General features: G+C 64.6%; 11 protein-coding genes. 1 reads left to right on the top strand and 10 read right to left on the bottom strand.

The features are described 5' to 3' along the window. Positions 1-9: 9 nt before the first annotated feature. From leuA to miaA, 9 genes are all read right to left on the bottom strand, one after another. A complete protein-coding gene (gene leuA / locus D3876_RS00295; RefSeq protein ID WP_119759150.1) occupies positions 10-1,731 on the bottom strand; it encodes a 2-isopropylmalate synthase in 1,722 nt (573 codons plus the stop codon). A gap of 249 nt (positions 1,732-1,980) precedes the next feature. After that, positions 1,981-2,622: a YceI family protein gene (locus D3876_RS00290; protein WP_119759149.1), complete on the bottom strand. Its 642-nt coding sequence runs from the start codon at positions 2,620-2,622 to the stop codon at positions 1,981-1,983. 54 nt (positions 2,623-2,676) lie between these two features. Next, on the bottom strand, positions 2,677-3,924 hold the full coding sequence (locus D3876_RS00285) for an adenosylmethionine--8-amino-7-oxononanoate transaminase (protein ID WP_119759148.1): 1,248 nt from the start codon (positions 3,922-3,924) through the stop codon (positions 2,677-2,679). Further along, entirely contained in the window at positions 3,921-4,538 is a 618-nt protein-coding gene (gene bioD / locus D3876_RS00280; protein WP_119759147.1) for a dethiobiotin synthase, read from the bottom strand. The genes D3876_RS00285 and bioD overlap by 4 nt, the downstream gene beginning before the upstream one ends. Further along, complete coding sequence (locus D3876_RS00275; protein WP_119759146.1) at positions 4,535-5,686, bottom strand: 8-amino-7-oxononanoate synthase; 1,152 nt, start codon at positions 5,684-5,686, stop codon at positions 4,535-4,537. Before D3876_RS00275 ends, bioD begins: the two co-directional genes overlap by 4 nt. 123 nt (positions 5,687-5,809) lie before the next feature. Further along, complete coding sequence (gene ilvC, locus D3876_RS00270) at positions 5,810-6,829, bottom strand: ketol-acid reductoisomerase (RefSeq protein WP_119759145.1); 1,020 nt, start codon at positions 6,827-6,829, stop codon at positions 5,810-5,812. Between the two features lie 101 nt (positions 6,830-6,930). Beyond that, the gene (gene ilvN, locus D3876_RS00265; protein WP_119759144.1) at positions 6,931-7,446 is read right to left on the bottom strand and encodes an acetolactate synthase small subunit; all 516 of its coding nucleotides are present in this window, start codon (positions 7,444-7,446) and stop codon (positions 6,931-6,933) included. A gap of 16 nt (positions 7,447-7,462) precedes the next feature. After that, positions 7,463-9,211 carry an acetolactate synthase 3 large subunit gene (locus D3876_RS00260; protein WP_182911816.1) on the bottom strand — a complete coding sequence of 583 codons (1,749 nt, stop codon included), beginning with the start codon at positions 9,209-9,211 and terminating at the stop codon, positions 7,463-7,465. 79 nt (positions 9,212-9,290) lie between these two features. After that, positions 9,291-10,241: a tRNA (adenosine(37)-N6)-dimethylallyltransferase MiaA gene (gene miaA / locus D3876_RS00255; RefSeq protein ID WP_119759142.1), complete on the bottom strand. Its 951-nt coding sequence runs from the start codon at positions 10,239-10,241 to the stop codon at positions 9,291-9,293. On the opposite strand from miaA, the gene serB reads away from it, so the two are divergent. Further along, positions 10,234-11,112, top strand: a complete 879-nt coding sequence (gene serB / locus D3876_RS00250) for a phosphoserine phosphatase SerB (RefSeq protein ID WP_119759141.1) — start codon at positions 10,234-10,236, stop codon at positions 11,110-11,112. The genes miaA and serB overlap by 8 nt on opposite strands. Before the next feature lie 15 nt (positions 11,113-11,127). On the opposite strand, the gene D3876_RS00245 is transcribed toward serB, so the two are convergent. Then, complete coding sequence (locus D3876_RS00245) at positions 11,128-12,132, bottom strand: SPOR domain-containing protein (RefSeq protein ID WP_119759140.1); 1,005 nt, start codon at positions 12,130-12,132, stop codon at positions 11,128-11,130. Positions 12,133-12,215 lie beyond the last annotated feature (83 nt).

The following is a 12,215-nucleotide window of genomic DNA, read 5'->3' as shown; positions in this document are numbered from 1 at the left end:
CGGACCGGATCATGCAGCGGACGCCGCGCTTGCCCCGCTCGCCGAAGCGGCTTCGGTGCCTAGCACGTTCGCCGCGCTCAGCACCGCGCGAACGCTTGCGGTCGCCACGTCAGCATCGACGCCCACGCCAAAGACCGTCTTTCCTTCAGCCGTGCGGCATTCAACATAGGCAGCAGCCTGCGCGTCCGAGCCATGACCGATGGCGTGCTCGCTATAGTCGGCGACCTCAAGGTCGATGCCGCATTCGTCGCGCAACGCTGCGAGCACTGAGGAGATCAGGCCGTTGCCGCGCCCGCTGATCGAGCGTTCCTCGCCCTCAAGCCGGATCTTGCCCACGAACATGCGATTGGCGCCGCCAATCCCGCCGGGAGCGTGGGTTTCCTGATAATCGATCAGGCCGAAGGGGTGCTCGCCGTCGAGCGCATAGGCCTTGGCGAAGGCGCCCCAGATGTCGGCGGCGTTGAGTTCGCGGCTCGTCTCGTCGGCCAGCGCCTGAACGTGGCGGCTGAAATCGGCCTGCATCCGCTTGGGCAGCTTCAGCCCCTTGTCCTGTTCGAGAACCCAGGCGACGCCGCCCTTGCCGCTCTGCGAGTTGACGCGGATCACCGCCTCGTAGCTGCGGCCCAGGTCGGCGGGGTCGATCGGCAGATAGGGAACCTCCCAATATTCGTCGTTGCGCGCTTCCTGCGCAACGAAACCCTTCTTGATCGCGTCCTGATGGCTGCCCGAAAAGGCTGTGAACACCAGGTCGCCCGCATAGGGGTGACGCGGATGGACGGGGATGTTGTTGCAATATTCGACGGTGCGGATCACCTCGTCGATATCCGAGAAGTCGAGGCGCGGGTCGACGCCCTGCGTGTAGAGGTTCAGCCCGACCGTCACGAGATCGCAATTGCCCGTGCGTTCGCCATTGCCGAACAGGCAACCCTCGACACGGTCGCCGCCCGCCATCAGGCCCAGTTCGGCGGCAGCCACGCCCGTGCCGCGGTCGTTATGCGGGTGGAGCGAAATGACGACCGATGAGCGATTGCGGATATTGCGGCAGAACCATTCGATCTGGTCGGCGTAGATATTGGGCGTCGCCGCCTCGACCGTCGCGGGCAGGTTGAGGATCAGCGGACGCTCGGGCGTCGGCTGGAGTATGTCCATCACCGCCTCGCAGACCTCGACCGAGAAATCGAGTTCGGCGGTCGAAAAGGTTTCTGGGCTGTATTCGAAATGCCATTGCGTGTCGGGCTGCTTCGCGGCTTCGTCGCGCAGCACCTTGGCGCCGGCCACCGCGATCGCCTTGATCTCGGGGCGCTCCATGTTGAACACGATCCGTCGCCATGCGGGCGAGACGGCGTTGTAGAGATGGACGATCGCCTGTTTCGCGCCCTTCAGGCTTTCGAAGCTCTTTTCGATCAGATCCTGACGCGATTGGGTGAGCACCTGGATGATCACGTCGTCGGGAACGCGGCCCTGCTGGACGAGGCCCGCGATGAAGTCGAACTCGGTCGCCCCCGCCGACGGGAAGCCGACCTCGATCTCCTTGACCCCGACTTTGCACAGCAGCTCGAAGAAGCGCGTCTTCTTCTCGCTGTCCATCGGATCGATCAGCGCCTGGTTTCCGTCGCGCATATCGGTTGACAGCCAGCGCGGTGCCTTGGTGATGGTGCGGCTTGGCCACTCACGGTCGGCTATATCGACCTGCGGGAAGGGGCGGTATTTTACGGACGGATCGCGCAGCATGAGTTTTCTCTTCGGCTTCACAGCGACACGTGTCCGCGCCTGCTGCTCGTTTCGCTCTGGTTTATTATAGCCCTTAGGCGGTGCCGCGGCTCTGAAAAGAGCCAAGCGGAAGCGTCGCGCCTAAGGGCGCGTAAGTCGAAGAAGGAGAAGGGCGCGGTGCGCGTTCATGGTTAAGGCCATGGCGGGAAACGCCGTGCCTGTCCAGCAAAAACCCCTATCGCTTTCGCAACAGGGGCTTTTGACGCACGATTATTTCTGAAAGGCGACGGCGATGTCGAGCTTCACCTGGTCCGAGACCATGGGGATGCCGTAGCCGATGCCGAAATCGCTGCGCTTGATCGTGGTTTCGGCCTCGAATCCGACATTTTCCTTGCCGCCCATCTGCGCGGGGGCCTTGCCCGCGCCGTAGAATTCAGCGTCGAGCGTGACGGGCTTGGTGACGCCGTTGAGCGTCAGGTTGCCCGTGATCTTGGCATCGTCGCCGTCGACAGTGACGCCGGTCGACACGAACCTGGCATCCGCGGGATTGGCGCCGAAGAAGTCGGCCGGCTTTCCGCCCTCGGCGGGCTTGAGCAGATGCTTGGTGAGCCCGGCGCTGGCGGTGGTCACCTTGGCGACGGGAATGGTGACGTCGACCTTGGCTGCGGAAGGGTTTTTGGGGTCGAGCACGAGCGTCCCTGTCACGTCACCGAAAATACCGAAATAGGGCGTGAAGCCGAGATGATCGACTTCCCAGCGGACCAGCGTGTGCGGTGCGTCTACCGTGTAGGTGCCCCCGGTGACCGCGGCAGGATTCTTGGCGCCGGGGAGTTGCGATGATTGCTGGGCGATGACCGGGAGGGCGACGACGGCGACGACTGCGACTCCGAGGGCGATGAGCTTGCGACGCATTGGAGGTCTCCTGTTGAGGGGCAGCGCGCAAGGTGGTGTCGAGGGACGCTTCTGTCAAACCTCGATCGCGTCCAGAATTCCATCATAGATCAGCGTCATGTCGGCCTCGTCGATGCAATAGGGCGGCATCACGTAGAGCGTGTTGCCGAGCGGTCGCAGCAGCAGGCCGCATTCGCGGAAGAAAGCGATGAGACGCGGCGCAAGGTCGGAGAGATAGCCCGCATCATCGGCAACAATATCGACCGCGGCGATCGTGCCAAGCTGGCGCTGGCTGGTGAGGCGAGGATGGGCTGCAAGGCGTGCGAGCTGTTGCTCCTGCATTGTGGCCAGGCTGGCGATGCGTTCAGCAACGGGCTCCTCGCGCCAGATGGCAAGATTGGCGTTGGCCGCGGCGCAGGCGATCGGGTTCGCGGTGTAGCTGCTCGAATGATAGAACGTCTTCGCGCGATCGGTGGAATAATGCGCTTCGAAGATTGCGTCAGTCGCAAGCGTGACGGCCAGCGGAATCGCGCCGCCGGTCAGCCCTTTGGAGAGACACATGATATCGGGTGCGATGCCCGCCTGATCGCAGGCAAAGCGCGTGCCGGTGCGGCCCCAGCCCGTCATGACCTCGTCGGCGATGAAGAGCACGCCGTGACGCGCGCAAATGCCGCGCATTTCGGCGAGCGTCTCAGCCGAATAGATGAGCATGCCGCCCGCGCCGAGGATCAGCGGCTCGACGATGAAGGCGGCGGGCTTTTCGCGGCAGGCGGCTTCGAGGGCGTCGAGCGTTTGCTGTTCGCGGCCCTCGGCGGGGAAGGGAATGGCGCCGACGTCGAACAGCAGCGGCTCATAAGGCTTATTGAACACGCCGCGCGCGCCGACCGACATCGCGCCGATCGTGTCGCCATGATAGCTGTGCTCCATCACGAGAATGCGGTGGCGCGGGCGCCCTATATTGGACCAATAGCCGAGCGCCATCTTGAGCGCGACCTCGACGCTGGTCGAGCCGCTGTCCGAAAAGAACACGCGCGTGAGCGGTTCGGGGGTGATGTCGACGAGTTCACGCGCAAGGCTTTCGGCGGGTTCGTGCGTCCAGCCCGCGAAGATGAGCTGGTCGAGCCGTTCGGTCTGTTCCCGGATCGCGGCCATGATGCGCGGATGGCAATGGCCGTGTGTCACCACCCACCAGGACGAGATCGCGTCAATCCAGCGCCGGCCGTCAGCGTCGTAGATTGCTGCGCCTTGAGCACGCTCGATCAGCGGAATGGGTTCGCCGAGACCGTGCTGGGTGAAGGGATGCCAGACGGGGGAAAGGCTCATGTGAAGTCGCCCGTCTTGAAATGCGCGGCGAAGGCGGCGGCGAGCGTTTTCGGGGTCAGTGGATCGAGGTGGGGGAGGCGGCCCAGGCGCCGGATTCCCGTGATTTCAGGGATGATCGCCTCGCTGTCGGGCATGGCGTCGCCGATGAAGGCCAGGCCGTGAATTGGAACGTTACGATTGCGCAACGCTTCGATCGTCATCAGGCTGTGGTTGATCGTGCCGAGCGCGGTACGCGCGCAGACGATCACGGGCAACTGCCAGCGCGCGAAGATATCGGCGAACAGCGTGGTGCGCGTGACAGGAACGAGCGCGCCGCCGGCCGCTTCGATGATGAGCGGGCCGTCGCAATCGGGTGGTGCAAGCGCGACAGGGTCGATCGTCACACCGTCGATTTCGGCGGCGAGATGCGGGGAGGCGGGTGTTGCGAGGCGCCATGCTTCGGGGATCGGCGTGACTCCCGTCAGCCGCGCCACGGTCTCGCTGTCGGTTCCGCCTTCGAGGCCCGCCTGAATGGGCTTCCAGTAGCTTGCGCCAAGCGCCTGGACGAGCGCGGCGGAGAAGATGGTCTTGCCGACATCGGTGTCGGTGGCGGTGATGACGAAGCGCTGGCTCATGCCGGAATGCGCGCGATCGCCCCCTCCATCGCGTCGACGAGCGCGTCGATATCGGCAGCGGTGACGTTGAGCGTGATTGATACGCGCAGTCGCGCGGTGCCCGCGGGCACGGTCGGCGGACGGATGCCGCGGACGTCGAACCCTGCTGACTGAAGCTCCGATGCGATCGCCATCGTGCGGCCATTGTCCCCGATAATTACGGGGATGATCTGCGAACCCGTGGGCGCGACGCCGAGCCGGTCGTGCAATCGGGCGCCCGCATGCTCGACGAGCGCATCGAGTGCGGCACGACGCTGGGGCTGCGCGGCGACCACCTCGATCGCGCGGCGAACCATATGCGCGACGAAGGGTGAGGATGCGGTCGAGAAGATGAAGGGGCGGGCGCGGTTGACGAGGAAGTCGACAAGCACGCGCGGCGCACAGAGCAGCGCGCCCTCGCAACCCAGCGCTTTGCCGCAGGTGTGCAGTGCGATGACGTTTTCTTGCCGTGCGAGCGATGCCGAAAGGCCGCGGCCTTCGGGGCCGAAAACGCCCGTTGCGTGCGCTTCGTCCACGATGAGCACCGCCTCGTTTCGCTCGGCCACTTCGGCCAGCGCCGCAAGGGGCGCGCGATCGCCGTCCATCGAATAGAGGCTTTCGACCGCGATCCACGGGCGACCGAGGCCGCCGCGCGCGCGCCAGTTCCGGATCGCGGTTTCGAAGGCGTCGGCATTGTTGTGCGCGACGGCGACACGCTCTGCACGGCCGAGCTTCATCCCGTCATGTGCGCTCGCATGAATGAGTTCGTCATGGACGACGAGGTCACCGCGCTGGGGCAGCGTCGCAAAGAGTGCGGCATTGGCAGTGAAGCCCGTCGCAAAGAACAGCGCGGCCTCGCTGCCATAATGGCGCGCAGCCTCGCTTTCGAGCGCCTCATGCTCCTCGTGATTGCCGCGCAGCAGGCGGGAACCGCCCGATCCCGCGGGCAGGCCACGCTCAATGCCGTCGAACAGGGCTGCGCGCAACTCGGGCGAGTTGGCGAGAGCCAGATAATCGTTCGAGACGAAATCGAGTCCCTGACGCGGTCGGAGCACGCGAAGCCGATCGTCGGCGGCGAGCGCATCGAGTTGGCGGGCGTGGGTTTCAAACAGGCGAGTCTCGGAGGTCATCGCCCGCCCCTTAGCGTCATGCTGAACTTGATTCAGCATCCATGAACACCGGCGGCGCAGATTCTGCACGCGCCGTGTTCATGGACCCTGAAACAAGTTCAGGGTGACGGCCTGTTGGGGCCGTCAATTCTTGTCCTTGTCCACCAGCTTGTTGGCTCCGATCCAGGGCATCATCGCGCGCAATTCCGCGCCGACCTTCTCGATCGGATGCGCTGCGGCCAGCTTGCGCGCGGCCTTGAGCTCGGGCTGGCCGGCGCGGTTGTCGAGCACGAAATTCTTGACGAAGCGGCCCGACTGGATGTCGGCGAGAACGCGCTTCATCTCGGCCTTGGTTTCGTCGGTGATGATGCGCGGGCCGGTGGTGATGTCGCCATATTCGGCGGTGTTCGAGATCGAGTAGCGCATGTTGGCGATGCCGCCTTCATAGAGCAGGTCGACGATCAGCTTGGTCTCGTGAAGGCACTCGAAATAGGCCATTTCAGGGGCATAGCCTGCCTCGACCAGCGTCTCGAAGCCTGCCTGGATCAGGTGGGTCACGCCGCCGCAGAGCACGGCCTGCTCGCCGAACAGGTCGGTTTCGCATTCCTCGCGGAAATTGGTCTCGATGATGCCCGAACGGCCGCCGCCGACCGCCGACGCATAGGCGAGCGCAAGGTCGTGCGCATTGCCGCTCGAATCCTGATGGACTGCCATCAGGCAGGGGACGCCGCCGCCCTTCACATATTCGGAGCGGACCGTGTGGCCCGGGCCCTTGGGCGCGACCATGATGACGTCGAGATCGGCGCGCGGCTCGATCAGGCCGAAATGGACGTTGAGGCCGTGCGCAAACGCTAGCGTGGCGCCCTGCTTCAGATTGGCGTGGAGATCGTCATTGTAGAGTGCTGCCTGATGCTCGTCGGGCGCGAGGACCATGACGGCGTCCGCCCATTTCGCAGCTTCGGCGTTGGAAAGCACCTTGAAGCCTGCGCCTTCGGCCTTCTTCGCGGTGGCCGAGCCGGTACGGAGCGCGATCGCGACTTCCGCCACGCCCGAATCGCGAAGGTTCTGGGCGTGGGCGTGGCCCTGGCTGCCATAGCCGACGATGGCGATCTTCTTGCCCTTGATCAGACCCAGGTCGGCGTCGCGATCGTAGTAAACGCGCATAATTTCAGTCCTTTGTCTTGCGTCCCTCGACTTCGCTCGGGACAAACGGTTTGAAGTTTCAGCCAACCCCGCTCGTGTCGAGCGAAGTCGAGACATGTGGTTCAGGCGGCGTCCTTGCCGCGGGAAATGGCGACGATTCCCGTGCGGGCGACCTCGACGAGGCCGACCTCGCGCATCAGCGAGACGAAGGTATCGATCTTGTCCGACCCGCCCGTCACTTCGAAGACGAAGCTTGTCGTGGTCGCATCGACGACACGCGCACGGTAGACATCAGCGAGGCGCAGCGCCTCGATCCGGTGATCGCCGGCGCCGGCGACCTTCACCAGCGCAAGCTCGCGCTCGACATGCGGCCCCAGCGCGGTCAGATCGACCACCTTGTGCACGGGCACCAGCCGCTCGAGCTGCGCGATGATCTGTTCCATCATCGGCGCCGAGGCCGAAGTGACGATCGTGATGCGGCTGATCAGATCGTCCTCACTGATATCGGTCACCGTGAGGCTTTCGATATTATAGCCGCGCGCGGTGAAGAGCCCGGCGATGCGCGCGAGGACGCCTGCTTCGTTGTCGACGATGACGGCAAGCGTGTGCCGTTCCTGCTGTTCCTGCTTGATATGCATTGTTTCCCCCAGCGCCTCAGACCAGCGCTTTGGCTTCGTCGTCCATTTCGCCCGAAACCTGGTCGGACTGCAGGATCATCTCGGTATGCGCGGCGCCCGACGGGATCATCGGGAAGCAGTTGGCGAGCTTTGCCACGCGGCAATCAACGATTACCGGCCCCGGCGCGTCGAGCATCGCCTGGATTCCCGCTTCGAGCTCACCGGGCTTGTCGATGCGGATGCCCGTCCAGTTGTACGCCTCAGCCAGTTTCACGAAATCGGGCAGCGCGTCGGAATAGCTTTCCGAATAGCGGCTCGAATAGGTGAGTTCCTGCCACTGGCGCACCATCCCCATATATTCGTTGTTGAGGATGAAGATCTTGACGGGCAGGCGGTACTGGGTGGCGGTGCCCAGCTCCTGGATGTTCATCTGGATCGAGGCTTCGCCCGCGATGTCGATGACAAGCGCGTTGGGATTGCCCATCTGCGCGCCGATCGCCGCAGGTAGCCCGTAACCCATCGTGCCGAGACCGCCCGAGGTCAGCCACTTGTTCGGATGCTCGAAATGGAAATGCTGCGCCGCCCACATCTGGTGCTGGCCGACCTCGGTGGTGATGATCGGATTGCGCTTGTGCGTCGCTTCCCAGAGTTTGCGGATCGCCTCCTGCGGCATGATCTCCTTGGTCGACGCGGGATATTCGAGGCACTTCTTCGCGCGCCATTCGGTAATCTGCGCCCACCAGCCGGACAGATCGTTCTTCTGGTGGCCGCGCGCCTTCCAGACGCGGACCATATCCTCCATTGCGCGGCCGACATCGGCGAGGATCGGCAGGTCGACATGGACGGTCTTGTTCATCGAAGACCGGTCGATATCGACATGAACTTTGCGCGCGTTGGGCGCGAACGCGTCGAGCCGGCCGGTGACGCGGTCGTCGAAGCGGCTGCCCAGCGCAATGATGAGGTCGGCCTTGTTCATCGCCAGATTGGCTTCGTAGGTCCCGTGCATGCCCAGCATGCCGAGCCACTGGTCCGACGAGGCCGGAAATGCGCCGAGCCCCATCAGCGTGGAGGTGACCGGCGCGCCGGTGATTCGCGCGAGCTCGCGCAGAATCTGGCTGGCCGCGGGACCCGCGTTGATGACGCCGCCGCCGGTGTAGAAGACCGGACGTTCTGCTGCTGCGAGCATTTCGACCGCCGATTCGATCAGCGACTGATCGGCCTTGATCTGCGGGCGATAGGTCTTGTGCTGGATCGCGCCGGGCTTTTTGTATTTCGCGGTCGCGACCTGGACGTCCTTGGGAATGTCGACGACCACCGGCCCCGGCCGTCCCGAGGTCGCGATATGGAACGCCTCATGGACGGTATCGCCGAGCTTCGCCGGATCCTTGATCAGATAGTTATGCTTCGAGCAGTGGCGCGTGATGCCAACGGTGTCGGCCTCCTGAAAGGCGTCGCTGCCGATCAGCGCGGTCGGAACCTGACCGGTGATGACGATCATCGGAATCGAATCCATCAGCGCATCGGTGATGCCGGTGACCGCATTGGTCGCGCCGGGGCCGGAGGTGACGAGGACGACGCCGGGCTTGCCGGTCGAGCGGGCATAGCCCTCGGCCGCGTGCGTCGCCGCCTGTTCGTGGCGGACGAGGATGTGCTTGATCCGCGTCTGCTTGAAGATCGCGTCGTAGATCGGAAGCACGGCCCCACCCGGATAGCCGAATACGACCTCGACCCCGAGATCGCTCAGGGCCTCGACCAGTATGTCCGCTCCGGACTTTTCCGCCGTCATCATGTCCTCCAACCAATAAATACGCGCCCGGCTGCCGCGGTGCAGCAAAGGCAAGGCGGGCTGAGCTACGGGCAATAAACTAAACTGTCAACACCTGTGTGTGTAATTTAATTGCAATTTGACCGGTCATAGAGTCATCAAGTTTCTCATTCGCGACAGTCCATTCCGCGGGGGGCTGGTGCGAAAACCAGGTATATTGCCGTTTGCCGTACTGGCGCGTCGCGATTGTGCCGCGTTCAAGCATGGCTTCGCGGCTGATCTCTCCCTCGAGCCATGCAGATATCTCGGGAACGCCGATGGCGCGCATGACGGGGAGCGCGGGATCGAGCTGGCGCATGCGCAAGGCCTCGACCTCGGCGACCGCGCCCTGATCGATCATCATCCGGAAGCGCCGCTCGATCCGTTCGAACAGCCAGTCGCGCGGGGGCAACAGGATCAGCGGAACGAGTTCGATGCGATCGGCGATGCCGCCAATGCGTTCGCGCTGCCACGCGGCGAGGGGGCGTCCGGTTGAGCGCACAACCTCGAGCGCACGCGCGACGCGCGTGGTGTCGGCGGGCGCGAGCCTTGCCGCGGCTTCGGGATCTTCCCGCGTGAGCGCAGCGTGGGCGTCGGCCACGCGAAGCGCGCGCACCGCCGCGCGCACGTCGGCGTCGATTTCCGGAACGGGTGCGATACCGTCTAGCAGGGTGCGGAGGTAAAGCCCGGTCCCGCCGACCAGGATGGGAACTGCGCCGGTATCGGCTGCCGCAGCGATCTCGCGGCGCGCATCCTCGGCCCAGCGCGCCGCCGAACAGGCTTCGGCACCGTCGATATAGCCGAACAGGTGGTGTGGCACGCCGGCCATTTCATCGGCATCGGGCCGCGCTGAAAGAACCCGCAGATCGCGGTAGACCTGCGCGGAATCGGCGTTGATGACGACGCACGGAAGGCGTTGGCCGAGATTTACCGCCAAAGCCGACTTGCCGCTGGCGGTCGGCCCCGCAATAAGCACCAGCTTCTGACGCCGGGGAATCTGAGTCTTGTTCATCGCCACCTTGATAGCAGCGGATCGCCTGAGCCAGGCCGATATCTTTCGTGCGCAGGAAGCGCTTCGGGCGGCGGGGATGGATTCACGCGAATTCGCCTGGATCGATGAGGAAAAGGCGGCGGACCTGTCCTTTGACGGTGACGCCGTCATCGCCAGATCGACGCTCGAGGGCCTGCTGGCTGGTGTGGACGTGATCGTGCAGGCGGCAGCGGGCCGCGAGAAGAAACTGCTTATCTCCGACATGGATTCGACGATGATCACGATCGAGTGCATCGACGAGCTTGCAGATTATGCGGGAATCAAGGCCGAGATCTCCGATGTGACCGAACGCGCGATGCGCGGCGAGCTGGATTTCGAGGCGGCGCTCGATGCGCGTGTCGCGTTGCTCAAGGGGCTGCCCGTGACGACGCTCGATGTCTGTTACCGGGAGCGCGTGAAGCTGATGCCGGGCGCAACGACGCTGGTGCGGACGATGCGCGCGCGCGGCGCATATACGATCCTCGTTTCGGGCGGGTTCACGCATTTCGCCGATCCGGTCGCGGCCGATATCGGGTTCGATCGCGCGGTTTCGAATGTGCTGGGTCTCGGCGCCGATGCGCTCGACGGAACGGTGGCGCGCCCGGTGATCGGCGCGGAGGCCAAGCGCGCGACGCTGCTGGCGGAGATGGGGCGGCTCGGGCTGTCGCGCGCGGAGACGCTGGCGGTGGGCGACGGCGCCAACGATATCCCGATGATCGAGGCGGCGGGGCTGGGGGTCGCCTATCACGCGAAGGAAAAGGCCGCCGCGGCCGCCGATGCGCGGATCGTCCATGGCGATCTGACGACGCTGCTTTACGCGCAGGGCGTCTCGCGCGCCGATTGGGTCAATTGACCGCGGCCTGCGACGTCAGGGTTTCACTGTGAGGCAGGGTTGCCCGGCAGTCTTGATGGCGTCGCACTGGCGCTCGGCATCGGCCTTACTCGCAAAGGGCCCCGCCTGCAGGCGCGTGACCGCGCCGGCCTTCACATAAAAGGATTGTACCGCTCCAAGCCCCTTCACCTTGGGCTGGAGCCCGTTCCAGAGCGTCTTTGCGCGCGTGGCGTCGCTGAAGGCGCCGAGCTGGACGCGCCAGGCGCCCGAAGCGGGGGCGGCGACGCGCGGAGCGGCTTTGGGTTCAGGTGCGGTGGCCTTGACAGGCGCAACCGCCTTGGCGACGACCGGCGCGGGCTTCGCGGCTGCGCCCGGAACCGGATAGGGCGCGCCAACCGGCTTGGTCGTCGCTGCAGCCTGTGAGGGCGGAAGATTTGTGGTCACGGGCGCCGGCACTGCGGGCCTTGCGCGGTTGGACTCTATCTGTCGCGCGAGCACGACCGCCTGCTGCCGCTGATCGAGCGGCATGAACTGATCCATCTGCGCGATCGCCTTTGAGGCCTGAGGCAGTCCCGCAGCCGAGGCGCGCGTGACCAGCGCATAGGCGCGGGTCCAGTCCTTTGCGACGAGATCGCCGTTGAACAGCGCGGTGCCAAGGATGTATTCGGCGCGCGGTTCTCCCCGCGCGACTGATTTTTCTAGCCAGGGCAGCGCTTCGGCGCGCCGCCCGTTCTGGAACAGCGCCAGCCCGTAATTGTCCTCGGCCTCTTCATGACCCTGCAGGGCGGCGCGCCGATACCACTGTTCGGCCTGAACCAGATCGGCGCGGACGCCGCGGCCGAGCTTATAGGCAGTCGCAAGATTGAACTGCGCGTCGGCATCCCCTTCGATCGCAAGCGGACGCCATTGATTGACCGCTTCGGCGAAATCACCCCTCAGCCAGGCGTCGATGCCTTGCTCGACGTCGGCGATGGCAGGAATCGAAGCTGCCAAAGCCGCGACTGCAAAGCCCGCCCCCAGGAGCCGCGCGAACGCCTTCATCGGATGTCCCCCCTGCTGCACGCCGAACCCGGCCGGGCGTAAACAGACTTTCTTAACCGGCTCTTAGCAAAAAATTATCCAAG

The sequence above is a fragment of the Sphingomonas cavernae genome, assembly GCF_003590775.1.
Lineage (GTDB): Bacteria > Pseudomonadota > Alphaproteobacteria > Sphingomonadales > Sphingomonadaceae > Sphingobium_A > Sphingobium_A cavernae.
Note: the sequence above shows the minus strand (reverse complement) of the source record. Positions and strands in the feature narration are given on the sequence as shown.

Bases quoted from the DNA above. Each gene is read 5' to 3' on its own strand.
- D3876_RS00285 (WP_119759148.1), bottom strand. From the start codon at position 3,924: ATGAGCCTTTCCCCCGTCTGGCATCCCTTCACCCAGCACGGTCTCGGC.
- ilvC (WP_119759145.1), bottom strand. From the start codon at position 6,829: ATGCGCGTTTACTACGATCGCGACGCCGACCTGGGTCTGATCAAGGGC.
- leuA (WP_119759150.1), bottom strand. From the start codon at position 1,731: ATGCTGCGCGATCCGTCCGTAAAATACCGCCCCTTCCCGCAGGTCGAT.
- D3876_RS00290 (WP_119759149.1), bottom strand. From the start codon at position 2,622: ATGCGTCGCAAGCTCATCGCCCTCGGAGTCGCAGTCGTCGCCGTCGTC.
- D3876_RS00245 (WP_119759140.1), bottom strand. From the start codon at position 12,132: ATGAAGGCGTTCGCGCGGCTCCTGGGGGCGGGCTTTGCAGTCGCGGCT.
- bioD (WP_119759147.1), bottom strand. From the start codon at position 4,538: ATGAGCCAGCGCTTCGTCATCACCGCCACCGACACCGATGTCGGCAAG.
- miaA (WP_119759142.1), bottom strand. From the start codon at position 10,241: ATGAACAAGACTCAGATTCCCCGGCGTCAGAAGCTGGTGCTTATTGCG.
- D3876_RS00275 (WP_119759146.1), bottom strand. From the start codon at position 5,686: ATGACCTCCGAGACTCGCCTGTTTGAAACCCACGCCCGCCAACTCGAT.
- ilvN (WP_119759144.1), bottom strand. From the start codon at position 7,446: ATGCATATCAAGCAGGAACAGCAGGAACGGCACACGCTTGCCGTCATC.
- D3876_RS00260 (WP_182911816.1), bottom strand. From the start codon at position 9,211: ATGACGGCGGAAAAGTCCGGAGCGGACATACTGGTCGAGGCCCTGAGC.